Annotated in this window: 14 protein-coding genes; 12 read left to right on the top strand and 2 right to left on the bottom strand. The window is 63.0% G+C overall.

Annotation, left to right across the window (positions count from 1 at the left end; all coding sequences use genetic code 11):
• Window positions 1-8: 8 nt before the first annotated feature.
• Together CH339_RS14055 and CH339_RS14060 are read left to right on the top strand one after the other, a co-directional pair.
• Window positions 9-1577, top strand: a complete 1569-nt coding sequence (locus tag CH339_RS14055; protein ID WP_201240870.1) for a tetrathionate reductase family octaheme c-type cytochrome — start codon at window positions 9-11, stop codon at window positions 1575-1577.
• 22 nt (window positions 1578-1599) lie between these two features.
• Window positions 1600-2340, top strand: coding sequence for a cytochrome b/b6 domain-containing protein (locus CH339_RS14060; RefSeq protein ID WP_111434995.1), 741 nt, complete (start codon window positions 1600-1602; stop codon window positions 2338-2340).
• A gap of 174 nt (window positions 2341-2514) precedes the next feature.
• On the opposite strand, the gene CH339_RS14065 is transcribed toward CH339_RS14060, so the two are convergent.
• The gene (locus CH339_RS14065) at window positions 2515-3963 is read right to left on the bottom strand and encodes a DUF2971 domain-containing protein (protein ID WP_111434996.1); all 1449 of its coding nucleotides are present in this window, start codon (window positions 3961-3963) and stop codon (window positions 2515-2517) included.
• Between the two features lie 379 nt (window positions 3964-4342).
• Here CH339_RS14065 and CH339_RS14070 point away from each other — a divergent pair, with 379 nt between their 5' ends.
• The 10 genes from CH339_RS14070 to pflA all read left to right on the top strand — a co-directional run bounded on the left by CH339_RS14070 (window position 4343) and on the right by pflA (window position 16883).
• Window positions 4343-5935 carry a cytochrome ubiquinol oxidase subunit I gene (locus CH339_RS14070; protein ID WP_201240871.1) on the top strand — a complete coding sequence of 531 codons (1593 nt, stop codon included), beginning with the start codon at window positions 4343-4345 and terminating at the stop codon, window positions 5933-5935.
• A gap of 22 nt (window positions 5936-5957) precedes the next feature.
• A complete protein-coding gene (gene cydB, locus CH339_RS14075) occupies window positions 5958-7112 on the top strand; it encodes a cytochrome d ubiquinol oxidase subunit II (RefSeq protein WP_111434998.1) in 1155 nt (384 codons plus the stop codon).
• An 18-nt stretch (window positions 7113-7130) separates the two neighbouring features.
• A complete protein-coding gene (cydX, locus tag CH339_RS14080; RefSeq protein ID WP_111434999.1) occupies window positions 7131-7253 on the top strand; it encodes a cytochrome bd-I oxidase subunit CydX in 123 nt (40 codons plus the stop codon).
• 84 nt (window positions 7254-7337) lie between these two features.
• Entirely contained in the window at window positions 7338-9062 is a 1725-nt protein-coding gene (cydD, locus tag CH339_RS14085; protein ID WP_170138529.1) for a thiol reductant ABC exporter subunit CydD, read from the top strand.
• Complete coding sequence (gene cydC, locus CH339_RS14090; protein WP_111435001.1) at window positions 9059-10756, top strand: thiol reductant ABC exporter subunit CydC; 1698 nt, start codon at window positions 9059-9061, stop codon at window positions 10754-10756. The genes cydD and cydC overlap by 4 nt, the downstream gene beginning before the upstream one ends.
• A 69-nt stretch (window positions 10757-10825) precedes the next feature.
• Entirely contained in the window at window positions 10826-11527 is a 702-nt protein-coding gene (locus CH339_RS14095) for a Crp/Fnr family transcriptional regulator (protein WP_111435002.1), read from the top strand.
• 250 nt (window positions 11528-11777) lie between these two features.
• On the top strand, window positions 11778-12236 hold the full coding sequence (locus tag CH339_RS14100) for a c-type cytochrome (protein ID WP_111435026.1): 459 nt from the start codon (window positions 11778-11780) through the stop codon (window positions 12234-12236).
• A 107-nt stretch (window positions 12237-12343) separates the two neighbouring features.
• On the top strand, window positions 12344-12970 hold the full coding sequence (locus tag CH339_RS14105) for a cytochrome b/b6 domain-containing protein (protein ID WP_111435003.1): 627 nt from the start codon (window positions 12344-12346) through the stop codon (window positions 12968-12970).
• Window positions 12971-13663: 693 nt separating this feature from the next.
• Window positions 13664-15925: a formate C-acetyltransferase gene (gene pflB, locus CH339_RS14110; RefSeq protein ID WP_111435004.1), complete on the top strand. Its 2262-nt coding sequence runs from the start codon at window positions 13664-13666 to the stop codon at window positions 15923-15925.
• 175 nt (window positions 15926-16100) lie between these two features.
• Complete coding sequence (gene pflA / locus CH339_RS14115) at window positions 16101-16883, top strand: pyruvate formate-lyase-activating protein (RefSeq protein ID WP_111435005.1); 783 nt, start codon at window positions 16101-16103, stop codon at window positions 16881-16883.
• A gap of 63 nt (window positions 16884-16946) precedes the next feature.
• On the opposite strand, the gene CH339_RS14120 is transcribed toward pflA, so the two are convergent.
• Entirely contained in the window at window positions 16947-18050 is a 1104-nt protein-coding gene (locus tag CH339_RS14120; protein WP_111435006.1) for a Fic family protein, read from the bottom strand.
• Window positions 18051-18223 lie beyond the last annotated feature (173 nt).

The raw sequence follows: 18223 nt of genomic DNA on the forward strand, positions 1-18223 counted from the left end.
TAGCGGCATTGGCTGCGGACGGTCAGGACCACGACGGCAAGTCGGGCGGCACCGCCGACCACGCCAAGTTCGAGGAACTGAACAAGACCTTCGCATCGGGCCCGGACGTCACCAGGGCCTGCCTCTCCTGCCACAACAAGGCGGGCGACCAGGTGATGCATTCGATCCACTGGAAGTGGGAATTCCAGAACGAAAAGACCGGCCAGACGCTCGGCAAGAGCCACGTCATCAACGCCTTTTGCGGCAATGTGGCGGCCAACGAGCCGCGCTGCACGAGCTGCCACGTCGGCTATGGCTGGACGGACATGGCGGCCGGGCCGCCGAAGGACGAAACCAAGGTCGACTGCCTCGTCTGCCACGACCGCACCGGCACCTACACCAAGATCGCGACCGCCGCCGGCATGCCGCCGCTCGATCCCGTCTCGCCGAAGGCTCAGACCATCACCGGCGCGCCGGCAAAGGCCCTCGACCTCGGCAAGATCGCGCGCAGCGTCGGCCTGCCGGGGCGGGAGAACTGCGGCCAGTGCCATTTCTACGGCGGCGGCGGCGACAACGTGAAACACGGCGACCTGTCGTCGGTGCTGTTCGAACCGACCAAGGCCGTGGACGTCCACATGGACAAGGACGGGCTCAACTTCGCCTGTTCCAAATGCCATGTCAGCACCGAGCACCAGTGGGCCGGCAGCCGCTATGACGTCAAGGCGATCGATACCGTCGGCACCGGCAAGCCGGGCGCAAGGCGCGACGTCGCCACCTGCGAATCCTGCCACGGCTCCAGCCCGCACCCGATCGGCACCGTTGCCGGCATCAAGCTCAACAACCACACCGGCCGGGTCGCCTGCCAGACCTGCCACATCCCGTCATTCGCCCGTGGCGGCGTCGCCACCAAGACCAAGTGGGACTGGTCGACCGCCGGCAAGCTGAAGGAGGGAGCGCCCTACCACGAGGAAGACTTCACCCAGAGCGACGGGTCGCACCTGCACACCTATCTCTCGACCAAGGGCGGTTTCGAGTGGGGCGAGAACGTCACGCCCTACTACGCCTGGTTCGACGGACAGGTGCGCTACACGCTTTCCGACGCCACCATCGACCCGACGAAGACCGTGGAGATCAACCGCATCAAGGGCAGCCCGGACGATCCCAACTCGCGGATCTGGCCGTTCAAGCGGATGGAGGGGCGGCAGGCCTATGACGCCAAGCTGAACCACCTCGTCTACAACCACGTCTTCGGGCCGGACACCGACAGTGCCTTCTGGACCAATTTCGACTGGGACAAGGCGATCAAGGCGGCGATGGAGCATGTCGGGGTCGATTATTCCGGCGAATACGGCTTCGTCGACACGCTCATGTACTGGCCGATCACGCACATGGTGGCGCCCAAGGACGACGCGCTGGCCTGCGCCGAATGCCACGCCAGGGACGGACGCCTCGCCAGCCTTGCCGGCTTCTACATGCCGGGCCGCGACCACTTCTCCTGGCTCGACATCATCGGCTACCTGGCGATCGCCGGGGCGCTCGGCGGCGTCATCCTGCACAGCCTCGCGCGCGTCATGATGCGCGGCAGAACCAAGCATTGATCATCATCGGGGGAGACGCGTCATGACCGACAAGAACCACTATCACGACATCAGGGCCCAGGAAAAACCGCCGGTCATCAAGAAGAAGACCAGGCAGGGCCTGTGCCCCGGCCAGAACCACTATGTGATGATCTACACCCGCTACGAGCGGTTCTGGCACTGGTCGCAGGCGGCGCTGATCTTTGCCCTGTTCTTCACCGGGCTCAACATCCACGGCACCTTCTCGCTGATCTCGTTCAAGCTCGCCGTGACGATCCACACCTTCGCGGCGATCGCGCTGATCGTGCTTTGGATCTTCACCACCTTCTGGAACTTCACCACCGGCCAGTGGCGGCAGTACCTGTTCAAGGAAGGCATCTTCAAGATCATCCGCTTCTACGCCTACGGCATCATCGTCGGCGAGCCGCACCCCTACAAGAAGGGCCTGCAGAGGAAGCAGAACGCCCTGCAGTCGCTCGCCTACATGACCTTCATGCTGATCGTCGGCCCCGCCCTGTGGTCGACCGGCATCATCTACCTGCTCTACGACCTCTGGCGCGACATGCCCTATGCGGGGGTCCTTCTGCCGATCATCGCCTTCCTGCACACGGCGGCCGCCTTCATGATCGCCATCTTCGTCATCGTCCACGTCTACATGACGACGACGGGCAAATCGGTCTTCCACTACGTCAAGACGATGATCACCGGCTATGACTGCGTGGAACTGACGGAGGCGGAAGAGGCGTATATTCGGGAGACGCAGTCGGTTTCGATGATTGAGTGAGGGGGCTTATTGGTGTGATTGCCATTCTCTTCCTCGACCCCACACATATCGCGTACCAAATGCTTGGCATCGTTAGCTGCCAGCGCCAAAGGGTAGAAGTTAACATGCCGGGAGTGGGCCGCCCTCAAATTGAGACGGGAGCCACTAAATCAAATTTATCAGTCAAATAGAACGCTATTGCTCCTCATGACGAAGCAGGCCGAGATGATGCGCTTCTATTCGACCTGACCGGGGATTGTATTTGGCCTGATAGAACTTGAACGGCCGCGAAACGGAGCGGTCTGCGAGCTTCGTGTCTATTATGCGCATGATTCGCACTTTGTTTGAGAGGCTGGTGTTGATCCCAAAAATGATGCCGTCCAGCGTGTCATAATCATAAGTGAACGTTCGACCTTCATCTGTCCCACGGATATTCAAAATATCGGATAAAATAATTCGCGATTCTTGCTCGTGCTCCCAATCTCGTAGCTTGCGCAAAAGTGGTGGCGCAAATTTTTCCCAGTATCCGTCGCGCCATTCTTCTTGTCGTTCATCGGAGAGATGGTCAGCAAGAGGCGATGTAGTTCCCGCATCATCTTGGAACCAGTTTCGCATCGTCTGATTGAATGGCAGTCGCCCGATATTAGTGAAAAACTCAATTCGGTGCTCTTCGCTAGAATAGCGCACCGGCTGAAGCGTCGGGTTCGTTGTATGGCATGATATACCGTCTGAGCCGTAGCCAGTCGGGCCGTTTAATCGCAATTTGCGCCTGCTGCCCGTTTCGTGCGTGGCGAAAACCAAACAACATCCCTGATGATTTTCCGCGTAGTAGCTCCACATAGCAGCATTGTCATGTTGAGCCGAAAAGCAGGCCACGTACCATGGCGGATAGATAAGCTTAATAAGGTTATTCAGATACTCAGTTGGAAAATCAAAGAACAGGCTTTCCCGCTTTGGCTCGAGCACCTCAGCTAGTTGGGATACGGACAACAAGACCATTTGCTCACCGATCAAATTTCCAATTTCATGGAAAAATTCAATGCGAACGTCAGAAGTCTGATCCTGTAATGTCGGCACAGCAGCTTTAAAGGCACGCAGACTATCGACCAAACCACGGGGAGGGTCGCTCATGGGCTCAGTTTGCTGCGCGAGACCGCGCTGACAAAAGATATTGTGCATAGCGCCCAGCCAGTCGAGGTGCACAGTCCTTAAGAGCCTTTGAAGTTCTGAGAAGCTAACGTTCCGATCTGCGTTTGCGAGCAAATCGAGCAGCGCGGCATGCAGTTCGCCACCTTCAACAGCTTCGATACACGCCTCACATAGGGCTCTTGCTTCTGGTGTGGGTAGGTTGTCGAGGCTCTGGAATACGGCGATCGATTGAGGGTTCAGACGTTCGGTTTGGTTTCGCAGAAGAGCTTGGAACACCCGGTTTTGCAAGCAAATCACATAGTGACGCAGCAGATTGCGCCATGTGATTCTATCGCCACGCCAGTAAATCAGACGCATTCCTTCCATGGGGTCGTTGAGATATTCCGGCGGAGCAAAATAGACCGTCTGACGCTCCAATTCTTCACGCGGCCCCAAAAGAGCGTCCATGGAGCGATATCGAAATATGACGTTTTCGAAATGCGACTCGTTCGTCATTAGTCGAGCGTACCATGCCGAGGTCCACCTTAAACGCCCAGACGGACCTCACCCCAAACCCACATATCATATGCGCGAAAAACGATTTTTTTCTTCAGAATCGGCTGCGACAACAAATCCCGGTTTCTACTAAATAGATATATTTTCCAATGCCTTAATGGAAAGTCGCATTCGTAACAAAGAAGTTTTTTATTTGCCGTTTTTATCCCGCTGGCGATAATCCCTCCATTCCGACGGCCAAGCGCCTTGCGCATGACTGCCGCCCGGCGTTCCCGGGGTGATCCTGTCACCCGGCGGCGTTAGGCTTGTGCGCAACGCATCCCGTGGGCGCTTCGGCCGTCCCGTCAAAGGTACCCTTCAGGAAGGTGACCGCACAATGATCGACGCAACCTTTGTCGAACTCTCCCGGTGGCAGTTCGCCGCCGTTGCCATGTACCACTTCATCTTCGTGCCGCTGACCCTCGGGTTGATCTGGATCCTTGTCATCATGGAGTCGGTCTATGTCATGACCGGCAAGCAGATCTACAAGGATATGACCAAGTTCTGGGGCAAGCTGTTCGCCATCAACTTCGCCCTCGGGGTCACCACCGGCCTCACCATGGAGTTCCAGTTCGGCACCAACTGGTCCTACTACTCGCACTATGTGGGCGACGTCTTCGGTGCGCCGCTCGCCATCGAGGGGCTGATGGCGTTCTTCCTTGAGTCCACCTTCATCGGCCTGATGATCCTCGGTTGGGACAAGCTGACCAAGGTGCAGCACCTGGCCGTCACGTTCCTGACCGCGCTCGGCTCGAACCTTTCCGCGCTCTGGATCCTGGTCGCAAACGGCTGGATGCAGAACCCGGTCGGCTCGGAGTTCTCCGCGGAGACCATGCGCATGGAGATGACCGACTTCTGGGCCGTGGTGTTCAACCCGGTCGCCCAGGTCAAGTTCATCCACACGGTCGCCGCCGGCTACACCTGCGCCTCCGTCTTCGTCATCGGCATTTCCTCCTGGTACCTGTTGAAGGGCCGCGACGTGGCGTTTGCCAAGCGGTCCTTTGCGGTTGCCGCCGGCTTCGGCCTTGCCGCCTCGCTGTCGGTGATCGTGCTCGGCGACGAGTCCGGCTACGAGCTCGGCGACGTGCAGAAGGTCAAGTTAGCTGCCATCGAGGCGGAGTGGGAGACCCAGCCGGCGCCGGCCGGCTTCACTCTCTTCGGCATCCCGGACGATGCCGAGATGAAGACCCACATGGACATCAAGATCCCCTGGGTCATGGGCCTCATTGCCACCCGCTCGCTCGACACCCCCGTCATCGGCCTGAAAGACCTCATCGCCCACAACGAGACGCGCGTACGCTCCGGCATGATCGCCTATGAGAACCTCTCCAAGCTGCGCAACAATGAGCGGACGGACGAGATCGTTGCCGCCTTCGAGGTCCACAAGGCCGATCTCGGCTACGGCCTCCTGCTCAAGCGCTATGTGGAGAACCCGGCCGACGCCACGGAAGCGCAGATCGCCCAGGCGGCGCGGGACAGCATTCCCTATGTCCCGTACCTGTTCTGGAGCTTCCGGATCATGGTCGTCATCGGCTTCTTCTTCCTCGCTCTCTTCGGCGCCGCCTTCTGGGTGCTCGCCCGCGGCCGGCTGGAACAGAACCGCTGGCTGCTCAGGGTCCTGTTCTACTCCATCCCGCTGCCCTGGATCGCCATGGAGCTCGGCTGGATCGTCGCGGAATACGGCCGCCAGCCCTGGGCCATCGGCGAGGTGTTGCCGACGTTCCTGGCCACCTCGGCGCTGACCACGGCGGACCTCATCTTCTCGATCTCCGGCTACCTGATCTTCTACAGCATCCTTTTGGCCATCGAGATGTTCCTGATGGTCAAGTTCGCCCGGCTCGGCCCCAGTGCGTTGCACACCGGCCGCTACCACCACGAGCGCAACGGCAACGGACGTTCGGGCAGCGCCCCGGCCGCCCAGCCCGCCGAATAACCAGCACGAGGAGACCTCCACGATGTTACTCGACTACGAAGTGCTGAAATTCCTCTGGTGGGGCCTGGTCGGAACGCTCCTGATCGGCTTTGCCATCACCGACGGCATGGATATGGGCGTCGGTACGCTCTTACCCTTCCTCGGCAAGAGCGACGGCGAGCGCCGCGTCATCATCAACTCCGTCGCCCCGCACTGGGACGGCAACCAGGTCTGGCTGATCACCGCGGGCGGCGCCATCTTCGCCGCCTGGCCGGCCGTCTATGCCGCCGCCTTTTCCGGCTTCTACCTCGCCATGCTGCTGGTTCTGATCGGCCTCTTCTTCCGGCCGGTCGGCTTCGACTATCGCAGCAAGCTGACGGACTCCACCTGGCGGACCGCCTGGGACTGGGGCCTGTTTGCCGGCGGCTTCATTCCGGCGCTGGTCTTCGGCGTCGCCTTCGGCAACCTGCTGCAGGGCGTGCCGTTCTATCTCGACCCGTTCCTGAAGCCGCATTATGAGGCGACCTTCATCTGGGCGCTGCTCGGGCTCCTCAACCCGTTCGCGCTGCTGGCCGGCCTCATCAGTGTCGCCATGCTGGCGATGCATGGCGGGGTGTGGCTCCAGCTTCGCACCGAGAACGTCATCGCGGTCCGGGCGCGGCGGGTCACCGGCATGCTCGCCGTCTTCGTCACCGCCGCCTTCGCCCTTGCCGGCGTCTGGCTCTATTTCGGCATCGACGGCTACCGCATCCTCTCCCAGCCACCCTTCGATGCGGTCGCCAACCCGCTCGCCAAGGAGGCGGTCAGGGCGCCGCTCGCCTGGTTCGACAACTATGCGACCTATCCGGTCGCGCTGATCGCGCCGGCCGCCGGCCTTCTCGGACCGCTCGTCACCTGGATGCTTTGCGCGGCCAGGCGCCCGGGCTTTGCGTTCGTCACCAGCGCGCTCTCCATGACCGGCATCATCGCGACGGCGGGCATCTCCATGTTCCCGTTCATCATGCCGTCGAGCACGCAGCCCTCCTCCAGCCTCACCGTCTGGGACGCTCCCTCGAGCCATCTGACGCTGACCGTGATGTTCTGGTCGGTGGTGATCTTCCTGCCGATCGTCCTCCTCTATACCGTCTGGGCCTACACCCGCATGTGGGGCAAGCTGACGGTGGAGGACATCGAAGCCCGCACCCACGAAGCCTATTGAGGACAAAGGAGAACGATCATGTGGTACTTCGCCTGGATCCTCGGCGTCACCGCGGCGCTCGCCATCGCGACCATCAATGTCATGTGGTACGAATTCCAGAACGGGTTCGAAGTCGACGAGGACGGGGAGCGGCAGGACTGATTTCCTCGACCGATGACAACACCAGGGCGCGCCGGCAACGGCGCGCCTTTTCATGAGGCGGGGGACAATAGCGAGGCGTTGCGGGTGGACCGCGTCAAGACGTTCATGAAGGGAGAAAAGCCGATCGCGACACGCGATCTGCGCCTTTCCGTTATCCTCTCCTTTGCCAACGGCCTGCTGATCATCGCCCAGGCCTTTCTGATCGCCAGTGCCGTCACGGCCGTAGCCATCGACGGCGCGGTGCTTGATGCCGTGCTACCGTCGCTCCTGTTGCTTCTGCCGTTGTTTCTTGCCCGGGCGGTTCTCATCTATTTCGCCGAACAGGCGAGCTTTCGCGCCGGCGCCGCCGTCAAGCGGGACCTGCGTGCCCGTGCCCTCGACCATCTGAGGCGTGCCGGCCCCGTCGCCCTTGCCGAGCAGCCGACCGGGCGGCTGGTCACGGCGCTGACCGACAGCCTTGCCGCCATCGAGCCCTATTATTCGCGCTACCTGCCGACGGCGAGCCTCGTCACGCTGTTGCCGCTCGCCGTGCTCGTTGCGGTCGTCCCCAGCGACTGGCTGTCGGCCGTCGTCCTCGTCGTCACGGCGCCGCTCATTCCGCTCTTCATGGTGCTGATCGGCGGCGGTGCGGAGCGCATGAACCAGCGCCAGTGGCAGAAGCTCGCCCGCATGTCGGGCCATCTCATCGACGTCATCCAGGGGCTGACGACCCTCAAAATCTTCAACGCCTCGCGGCGCGAGGCCGCCGAGGTCGCGCGCATGGCCGAGGACTACCGGCGCGACACCATGGCGGTCTTGCGGCTCGCGTTCCTGTCCTCTCTGGCACTGGAATTCTTTGCCACCGTCTCGATCGCTATCGTCGCCGTCTTCATCGGCTTCCGGCTGCTGTGGGGCGAGATGGCGTTCTTCAACGGTTTTTTCGTGCTGCTGCTGGCGCCGGAGTTCTACCTGCCGCTCCGCACCCTCGGGACCGCCTACCACGCCCGCATGGAAGCGATCGGCGCGGCGGAGCGGGTGACGGAGCTGTTCGACATTCCGGTGCCGGCGCGGCCGGCCGAGGGAACGACACTGGCTGACGGTGGGCGGATCGACATCTCCTTCGAAGACGTCGGCGTCGTCTTTGCCGACGGGCGGGTTGGGCTCGACGGGTTTTCGCTGACAGTCGCGGCGGGGGAGCGGATCGCCCTCGTCGGCCCGAGCGGTGCCGGCAAGTCGACGGTCCTCAACCTGCTGCTCGGCTTCGTCGCGCCGACGTCGGGCCGCATCCGTGTCAACGGCACACCGCTCGATGACATCGACCTTGCCGACTGGCGCCAGCATATCGCGCACCTCTCCCAGCACCCCCACCTCTTCCACGCCGATCTCGCCGAGAATATTGCGATGACCGACGGCGTCCTCGACGAGGCGCGGCTTGAGACAGCGACGGAGGCGGCGTTTGCGCGGGAGATCGTCGCGGCTCTGCCGGACGGGTTCTCCACGCGCCTCGGCGAGCGGGGCTTCGGGCTTTCGGGCGGCGAGATCCAGCGGATCGGCCTTGCCCGCGCCTTCTATCGCGACGCGCCACTCGTCCTCATGGACGAAGCGACCGCGCATCTGGATCGCGACAGCGAGCAGAAGGTCTCCGCCGCCATCGACCGGTTGGCGACGGGCCGCACGCTCATTGCCATCGCCCACCGGCTGGAAACGGCCCGCGACGCCGACCGGATCGTCCTGATGGAAGAAGGCCGGGTCGCGGCGACGGGAAGACCCGGCGACTTTGCCGGCGATCCGCGCCTTGCCGGGCTCATTGCAGAGGAGGTGGCCGAATGAGCGACCTTCTCCGTCTCCTAAAACTCTTCCGGCCCTATTGGCTCTGGATGGCCGGCTCCATTGCCCTGTCGCTTGCCTCGGTGCTGGCCAATGTGGGGCTGATGGCCGTCTCGGGCTGGTTCATCACGGCGATGGCGCTGGCCGGCCTTGCCGGCGTTTCCATGAACTATTTCACGCCGGCCGCCCTCATCCGCGCCTTTGCCATCGTCAGAACCGTCGGGCGCTATGGGGAGCGGGTGATCAGCCACGAGGCGACGTTCCGGCTGCTGGCGGAACTGCGCACCTGGTTCTACCGCCGGATCGAGCCGCTGGCGCCGGCGGGCCTCGCAAAAGCCCATTCCGGCGACGTCCATGCCCGCCTCAGTTCCGACATCGATCGGCTGGAGCTGGTCTTTTTGCGATTTTTCGCGCCGGTGACGGTGGCGGCGCTTGCTTCGCTCGTCGTCGTCGCCGTGCTCTTTGCCTGGCATCCCCAGATCGCGGCCAGCCAGGCCGTGCTGCTCGCCCTTGCCGGCATCGCCCTTCCCGTCCTCGTCGCGAAGGCCGGCGGCGCGCCGTCGGAGCGACTGACGCACCAGGGCGCGGAGATGACCACAAAACTCGTCGACATGCTCGACGGCCTCGGAACGCTTCAGGCGCACGGCTTCGACGCCGCCCACGCCGCGCGCATCGAAGCGTTGACCTGCGGCATGATCGCGGAGGAAACGAGGCTCTCGCGCCTTTCCGGGCTATCCACCGCCGGCGTCGGGCTCGCCACCAACATGGCGCTCTTTGCCGCCATCGCCCTTGCCGTTCCGGCCGTGCGCTCCGGCGCGCTCGCCCCGGCCGATCTTGCCATGGTCGCGCTGCTGGCGATGGCGAGTTTCGAGGCCATCGGCCCGCTGCCGCTGGCCGCCCAGTCGCTCGGCGGCACGCTCGCTTCGGCGCGGCGCATCTTCGCGCTTGCGGACGGCGCCCCGCCCGTTGCCGTTCCCGCCAGGCCGGCGCCGCTGCCGCTTAACGCCGCAGACGCCGCGCTGCTGTCGTTCCGCGGCGTCGGCCTCACCTATCCCGGCGCCGCGCGCCCGGCCCTTTGCGACATCGACCTCGACCTCATGCCCGGCACCCGCACCGGCCTCCTCGGCGCCTCCGGCTCCGGCAAGTCGAGCCTCGTCAACCTTGCCCTGCGCTTCTGGCCGCCGGAGACCGGCCGCATCTCCCTTTCCGGCACCGACGTCGCCGATCTCGACCCGGAGGACGTGCGCCGGCAGATCTCAGCCGTCTCCCAGCACGCCCATCTCTTCACCGCCTCGATTGCCGAAAACCTTCGCGTTGCCGCGCCGGATGCACCTCTCGGCAAGCTGGAAGAGGCGTGCCGGATCGCGCAGGTGCACGACTTCATCGCCGCCCAGCCGGACGGCTACGACACCCTCGTCGGCGCCAACGGCCTGAAGCTTTCCGGCGGCGAGGCGCGGCGCATTGCGGTCGCCCGCGCGCTCCTGAAGGAGGCGCCGATCCTCCTCCTCGACGAGCCCGGCGAAGGGCTCGACCGGGCAACCGAGACGGCGATGCTGGAAGCGCTGTTCGATGCGACCGGCGAGCGGGCCGTCCTCTACATCACGCACCGGCCGGTTGCGCTTGAGCGAATGCATGCGTTGCTGCTAATGGAAAGAAGTCGCATTGTCGACCGCCGCGCCGCCCCCCAGATGGGATAAAGAGGCTTTCTTTCTGCCTCTTTTTTCTCCGCTGTACCGCCCAAATACGGCCCTATCGAGCACGAGACGATGAAGCGCATTTCGCCCAACGAAGCCTGGACCGGGGTTGCAGACTGCCTCAACTGCAACATTCGCCAGTCGGTTCTGTTCTCCGACCTTTCCGAGGCCGACTTCGACCTGGTGCACCGGCCGATCGACCAGCTCACCTATGCCCGCGGCGCGGAAATCTACGGCATGGGCGAAAAGGCGACTTCGCTGTTCACCATTCGCACCGGCCTCGTCAAACTGACCCGGTTCCTGCCCGACGGCACCCACCGCATCGTCCGGCTCCTTCGCAAGACCGACATCATCGGCATCGAATCGATCGTCAGCGACAGCTACAGCCACAGCGCCACGGCGCTGCATCCGACCGAGCTCTGCCGGTTGCCGGTCGGGACCATACGCGAGCTCTCCAACTCCAATTCCCGGCTGTTCCACGAGCTGATGTCGCGCTGGCACCGGGCGCTCAGCGAGGCCGACCGCTGGATCACCGAATTCTCCACCGGCCCGTCGCGCGACCGGGTGGTGCGGCTGCTGTTGTGGCTGTCGGAGGTCGAGCCGGACGGGCGCTGCGAGCTGTTCAGCCGCGAGGACCTCGGCGCTGTGCTCGGCCTGACGACGGAAACGGCGAGCCGGATGATGGCCGAGCTGAAGCGCCAGGGCTACATTTCCGAGCCGCACACCAACCAGTTTCTCTGCGACATCCCCAATCTGCGCCGGCTGGTTGCGTGAGGACTCCTGCCCTCACTTGAACCCGTGTCCGATCCGTACATGAACAAATTGTAATGTGACGGTCGATGCCTCTCCGGCTACCCATAACGCCTTGATTTCGGCCGCTTCCGGCCCCTCGCACCGGGGGGCCGCCGGAGGGTCGCAAAAGGGGACGACAGGATGTCACATTCCTCTTTCGTGATCGGATTAAGGATCATTACGCATGGCCAACGTGGCCTCCCAAGGACACCGACCACAAGGATATTCAATGATGCGCAAGTTCTTACTCTCGACGCTTTTCGTGGTGCTGCCCGCGGCCGTGGCCTTTGCCCAGTCGGCCGAGGACACCGCCAAGGCCCGCATGGCCTATTTCGAGCTGCTCGGCTTTGAAATGCACGGCCTTGCCGCCATGGCAAAGGGCGAGGTCGACTACGACGCCGACGTTGCCATGGCCCATGCCAAGGACCTGAAGGCGCTGACCGGCTACACCATCAGCGACCTGTTCGCGCCGGGCACCTCCAACGCCGACCTGCCGGGCAAGACCCGCGCGCAGCCGGCGATTTGGGAGAACATGGACAGCTTCCAGGAAAAGGGTAAGGCGCTCTTTGTCGCCGTCGACGAGTTGAACGCCGCCGCCGGCAACGGCCTCGACGCCCTGCGTCCGGCCGTCGGCAAGCTCGGCGCCGCCTGCAAGGGCTGCCACGACGACTTCCGCGCCAAGGATTTCTGATCCGCACCACACCATCACACCACACCATAGGACACCCCGGGACCCGTCTTTCGGGCCCCGGGTCACCTTTCCTCCAGGACTTTCCTCCAGGACCGGGACCGACGACCATGACCATTGCTGCCGACCAGAAACGCGCGCCGCGCACCGCCTCCGCCGACGGAACCGAGGTGGTCCGCCTCTGGGATCCCGTCGTGCGCGTCCTGCACTGGGCGCTCTTCATCGCCTTTGCCACGGCCTGGATTCTCGGCGAGTTCGGCCCGGCCGACATGACGTACCATTTCTGGGCCGGCTACACGGTGGCAACGATCGTCGTCCTGCGCGTCATCTGGGGTTTCATCGGCCCGAAGCCGGCGCGGTTTTCAAGCTTCGTCCGGGGCCCCGGCAAGGTCATCGCCTATGCCGGCACGATGTTTTCGCGCAAGCCCTCCAACCTTGCCGGCCACAATCCGGTCGGCGCGATCTTCGTCGTCGCCATCCTCGCCCTCCTCGCCCTGCAGGTGATGACCGGGCTCGTCTCCGACCCGGAGGACTACATCAATGTCGGCCCGCTGGCGCAGTACGTCTCCTCGGCGACCTCGCGCTTCGCGCTGTCCTGGCACGAGCCGCTGGCGATCATCGCCCTTGTGCTGACGATCATCCACGTCACCTCGATCTATTTCTACAAATTCTACAAGGGCGAGGACCTGATCATCCCGATGATCACGGGCTGGAAGAAGGTGAAGAAGCGGGATTGAACCTGCTTCGGCCGAAGTCTCGCGCTGCGCGAGGCGCATAACTGGTTTACGGATATGGCAGACCATGCCAGCGTGCGCCTTGGTCGTATCGCTGCCGTCCTCAGGCCACCCCTTCAAACAATGGTTGCAGTATTTTTCATTCATTCAATTTAAAAGCGCGTTATGCGCAACAAAACAACAAGACGACGTCGGTTGCATTTTGAATCTTCCCAAAACGCGCAGACGTTCCGACGTCGCTCTCCCGTCAAACTGACAAAGTTTACTTAAACTGCGCGCCTTTTCCGCCTTCAGTTAAGAATATTCGATATTTTGAATATTCATTTTTTCGCGTTAGGGTCTGGCGAAACGCACTCATCGGGGGTATTTAAAGGATACCCACTAGACGAAAGTCGAAAGAGTCGCCGACCGTCAATCGGGATTTGCCGGGTTGTCTCCCAAGGATCCGGCTTTAATTGTTCCAAAGAGCGAATTTACGACGACCCCTCCCGGTCGCCGTTTCCGATTGGTCGTGACGAGGATGAGAAGAGCTATGGGCCTGCTCATCGATGTCGTTTGGACATTGTCCAGCCCTGGAACCGTACGGTTCCTCGACGCTCTCCCCTTCGCTTCAAAAGGCCCTTGCCGCCGCGCCGCCTTCCCGGGCGCCAGTGGGGAAACCGCCGTATTCGCCTCTTCCAGAACGAGGACCACGCCATGAACGTATATGCCAATGCCTCCAGCCTCCACGCCGACCCCTGGACCGGGTTCAGCGACGGGGCGTGGCGCACCGAGATCGACGTACGCGGCTTCATCCAGGAGAACTACACCCCCTATGAAGGGGACGACAGCTTCCTGGCCCCCGCGACCGAGCGCACCAAAGCGCTTTGGGAGAAGCTCGGCGAGCTCCTGAAGGCAGAGCGCGAAAAGGGCGTCCTCGACGTTTCCGCCGACCGCGCCTCCTCCATCACCGCGCACGACGCCGGCTATATCGACCGCGAGGAAGAGCTGATCGTCGGCCTGCAGACCGATGCGCCGCTGAAGCGCTCGATCATGCCGAATGGCGGCCTGCGCATGGTGGAAAACGGCCTTGAGGCCTACGGCTTCAAGCTGGCGCCGGAAGTCAAGGAAGTCTGGACCCGCTACCGCAAGAGCCACAACCAGGGCGTCTTCGACGTCTACAGCCCGGATATCCTCGCCGCCCGCAAGTCCGGCGTCATCACCGGGCTGCCGGACGCCTATGGCCGCGGCCGCATCATCGGCGACTATCGCCGCGTCGCGCTTTACGGCACCGATTTCCTGCGTGAGGAAAAGAAGGCCGAGTTCCACGCCCTCGACGACGCCGATTTCGACGAGGCGACGATGCGCCTTCGCGAAGAGATCTCCGAGCAGTACCGCGCGCTCGACGAATTACGCGAAATGGCCGCCAAATACGGCTTCGACATCTCGCACCCGGCCCAGAACGCCCGCGAGGCGATCCAGTGGACCTATTTCGGCTATCTCGCCGCCGTCAAGGAGCAGAACGGCGCGGCGATGTCGCTCGGCCGCATCTCCACCTTCCTCGACATCTATGTCGAGCGCGACATGGCCGCCGGATTCCTGACCGAGGAAGCCGCCCAGGAGATGATCGACGACCTGGTCATCAAGCTGCGCATCATCCGCTTCCTCAGGACCCCCGACTACGACCAGCTTTTCTCCGGCGATCCGACCTGGGTCACCGAGGTCATCGGCGGCATGGGCGAGGACGGCCGCACGCTGGTCGCCAAGACCGGGTTCCGCTTCCTCAACACGCTCTACAATCTCGGCCCGGCGCCGGAGCCGAACCTCACGGTCCTTTGGAGCACCCGGCTGCCGAAGGGCTTCAAGGCGTTCTGCGCCAGGGTCTCGGCCGACACCAGCGCCATCCAGTACGAGAACGACGACCTGATGCGCGAGAAATGGGGCGATGACTACGGCATCGCCTGCTGCGTCTCGGCCATGCGCATCGGCAAGCAGATGCAGTTCTTCGGCGCCCGCGCCAACCTCGCCAAGGCCCTCCTCTACGCCATCAATGGCGGCGTCGACGAGACCTCCGGCAAGAAGGTTGCGGACGGCCTGGAGCCGATCACGGCCGATGTGCTCGACTATGACGAGGTCGTCGCGAAATTCGACAAGGCGACCGACTGGCTCGCCAAGACCTACGTCAAGGCGCTCAACGCCATCCACTACATGCACGACAAATACGCCTATGAGCGCATCGAGATGGCGCTGCATGACCGCGACGTGCTGCGGACCATGGCCTGCGGCATTGCGGGCCTGTCCATCGTCGCCGACGCGTTCTCGGCCATCAAGCACGCCAAGGTGCATGTCATCCGCAACGAGGACGGTCTCGCCGTCGACTACAGGATCGAGGGCGATTATCCGGCCTTCGGCAACAATGACGACCGCGTCGACGACATCGCCGTCTGGCTCACCGAGACCTTCATGGACAAGGTCAAGGCGCAGCCGGTGTTCTACCGCGACGCCCTGCCGACCCAGTCGATCCTGACGATCACGTCGAACGTCGTCTACGGCAAGAAGACCGGCAACACGCCGGACGGACGCCGCGCCGGAGAGCCGTTCGCGCCGGGCGCCAACCCGATGAACGGCCGCGACAAGAAGGGTTTTGTGGCCGCCGGCGCCTCGATCGCCAAGCTGCCCTACGGCTCGGCCCTCGACGGCATCTCCTGGACGGCTTCGGCGACCCCGTCGAGCCTCGGCCACACCGAGGAAGACCGCATTGCAAACCTTTGCAATTGCCTCGACGGCTTTGCCGCGGCCAAGGGCTTCCACGTCAACGTCAACCTTCTGAAGAAGGAGACGCTGCTGCATGCGATGGAGCATCCGGAGGAATATCCGCAGCTCACCATCCGCGTCTCCGGCTATGCGGTGAACTTCATCAAGCTGACCCGCGAGCAGCAGATGGACGTCATCAACCGCACCTTCCACGCGACGATGTAGTCAGCCGACAACACCGCCGGTCGTGGCCCAGTGCTTGGCGACCGGCGGCCCCTTGAGACCCTCCTCGGCCCGGCCTCCCCCGGGCGGGCGGAGGATTGAATTGTCCTGTCGCGAAACGGCATCCCCGGGGAAGGCCCGGGCAGGGTTTCGCGAGCAACCAACCCAGGATCCCGTTTTGGACGCGCGCGTTCACCATCCGCATCCCGTTGCTGGCGTTCACCACGACGCCGACCACGGCTTTCTGCATTCGGTCGAGACCGGCGGCGCCATCGACGGGCCGGGCGTGCGCTTCGTGTTCTTCATGGCGGGCTGCCTGTTCCGCTGCCTCTACTGCCACAACCCGGATACCTGGAAGCTGCACAACGGCCGGCGCGTCGATGCCGACGACATGCTGGAGGAGCTGGCGCGCTATGCCGGGTTCCTGAAGCTCGCCGGCGGCGTTACCTTTTCCGGCGGCGAACCGCTGATGCAGGCCGCCTTCGTCGGCCAGGTGACGACGCGGATCAAGGAAGAACTCGGCCTCCATATCGCCCTCGACACGCAAGGCTTCCTGCACGAGAGCCTCGACGACGACTGGTTCAATCCGGTCGACCTCGTCATGCTCGACATCAAGCATATCGACCCGCTCCGCTACGAGAAGCTGACCGCCCAGCCGCTGCAGCCGACCCTCGATTTCGCCCACCGGCTCAAGGCGATGCAACAGCCCGCCTGGATCCGCTACGTCCTCGTCCCCGGCCTCACCGACGGGGCCGACGACGTTGCCCGCATGGCCGACTTCGTCGCCGGCCTCGGGCCGAATATCGAGCGCGTCGAAGTCCTCCCCTTCCACCAGATGGGCGCCTCGAAATGGGCCGAGCTCAACAAGCCGTATGCCCTCGCCGACACGCCAACGCCCGATGATGCGGCGACGGAGGCGGCGCGGGATGTGTTTCGGGCACGGGGGCTGGTGGCGAGTTGAGGGGCTCGTAGGGGACGCCTCGCGCCTCCACCGAGAGCCTCTCGCGGAGCATAAGATGACGTCTTATGGAACGAGCGAATAACTCGTGCTCCGGCCGCCGGCTGAGTCCTTGACCAGGATATTTCGTTTGATCAGGTCATCGATATCGCGCAGCGCGGTGTCCTGGGAGCATTTCTGGATTTTCGCCCATTTCGATGAGGTGAGCTTGCCCTCAAAGCCGTCCATCAGACGATTGAGCATGTCGCGCTGGCGGTCGTTAAAGGGGTCCTCGGCGTGAGCCTCCCAAAACCGGGCCTTGTCGAGAACGGAGGATAAAACCGCCTCTGCCCCTTCGAAGGCGCGGCCAAGGCAGGCCAGAAACCATTCCAGCCAGTCGGTGATGTCGAGATCACCCTTCTGGGTGCGCTCCAGGGTGTCATAATAGGCGTTTCTCTCGAGCCTGATCTGCGCCGACATGCTGTAGAAACGCTGCGATGTCCCTTCGGAACGCGCCAGCGCCATGTCGGCGATCGCGCGGGCGATGCGTCCGTTGCCGTCGTCAAAGGGATGGAGCGTGACGAACCAGAGATGGGCGATCCCGGCCTTCAGGACCGGATCGATCCCGGGCTTGGCATTGAACCAGTCGAGAAACGCCCGCATTTCGGCGTCGAGGCGTCCGGCCTCCGGCGCTTCGAAGTGGACCTTTTCCTTGCCGAAAGGTCCGGAGACGACCTGCATCGGGCCGGAGCTGTCGTCGCGCCAGGCGCCGACGGTAATTCGGGTCATGCCGCTGCGCCCCGTGGGAAAGAGCGCCGCATGCCAATCGAACAGCCGATCGGCGGTCAGAGGCTTGTCGTAGTTCTGGGTGGCATCGAGCATCAGCTCGACGATCCCCTCGACATGCCGGTCTGCCGGGATCAGGCCGCCGATATCGAGGCCAAGCCGCCGGGCGATGGAGGAGCGCACCTGGGCCCTGTCGAGGCGCTCGCCCTCGATCTCGCTGGATTTCATGACGTCCTCGGTCAGGGTTTGCAGCACAGCTTCAGACCGAAGCAAAAAGCCGAGCGCTTCCATCCGCCCGATCAGGCGCCCCTGGCGGTGGCGGATGTCGGCGAGCAGGTCGGAGAGCTTTTCAGCATTCCAACGAAAAGCCGGCCTGTCCTTTCCCTGGTGAATATAACGGTTCATTCAACGCATCTCCTGCGGAGAATATCGCATCCATTCACCGCAGGAAGCAAGACTATTCGACGCATTGTGTGCGTAGAATAGCGTTCCTATTCTCCGCATCGCATGATTTATTCAAAGCATTCAGGCAGTTACACATCTTGCACCCGCGGTCCGGCGACAGGATGGTGGCGGCA

Origin of the sequence: Rhodobium orientis (genome assembly GCF_003258835.1) — a bacterium.
Classification (GTDB): Bacteria; Pseudomonadota; Alphaproteobacteria; order Rhizobiales; family Rhodobiaceae; genus Rhodobium; species Rhodobium orientis.

What these genes read in the sequence shown, in the direction of transcription:
- cydX (WP_111434999.1), top strand. Translation starts at nt 7,131, where the DNA reads ATGTGGTACTTCGCCTGGATCCTCGGCGTCACCGCGGCGCTCGCCATC.
- CH339_RS14095 (WP_111435002.1), top strand. Translation starts at nt 10,826, where the DNA reads ATGAAGCGCATTTCGCCCAACGAAGCCTGGACCGGGGTTGCAGACTGC.
- cydC (WP_111435001.1), top strand. Translation starts at nt 9,059, where the DNA reads ATGAGCGACCTTCTCCGTCTCCTAAAACTCTTCCGGCCCTATTGGCTC.
- cydB (WP_111434998.1), top strand. Translation starts at nt 5,958, where the DNA reads ATGTTACTCGACTACGAAGTGCTGAAATTCCTCTGGTGGGGCCTGGTC.
- CH339_RS14065 (WP_111434996.1), bottom strand. Translation starts at nt 3,963, where the DNA reads ATGACGAACGAGTCGCATTTCGAAAACGTCATATTTCGATATCGCTCC.
- CH339_RS14120 (WP_111435006.1), bottom strand. Translation starts at nt 18,050, where the DNA reads ATGAACCGTTATATTCACCAGGGAAAGGACAGGCCGGCTTTTCGTTGG.
- pflB (WP_111435004.1), top strand. Translation starts at nt 13,664, where the DNA reads ATGAACGTATATGCCAATGCCTCCAGCCTCCACGCCGACCCCTGGACC.
- CH339_RS14105 (WP_111435003.1), top strand. Translation starts at nt 12,344, where the DNA reads ATGACCATTGCTGCCGACCAGAAACGCGCGCCGCGCACCGCCTCCGCC.
- CH339_RS14060 (WP_111434995.1), top strand. Translation starts at nt 1,600, where the DNA reads ATGACCGACAAGAACCACTATCACGACATCAGGGCCCAGGAAAAACCG.
- CH339_RS14100 (WP_111435026.1), top strand. Translation starts at nt 11,778, where the DNA reads ATGCGCAAGTTCTTACTCTCGACGCTTTTCGTGGTGCTGCCCGCGGCC.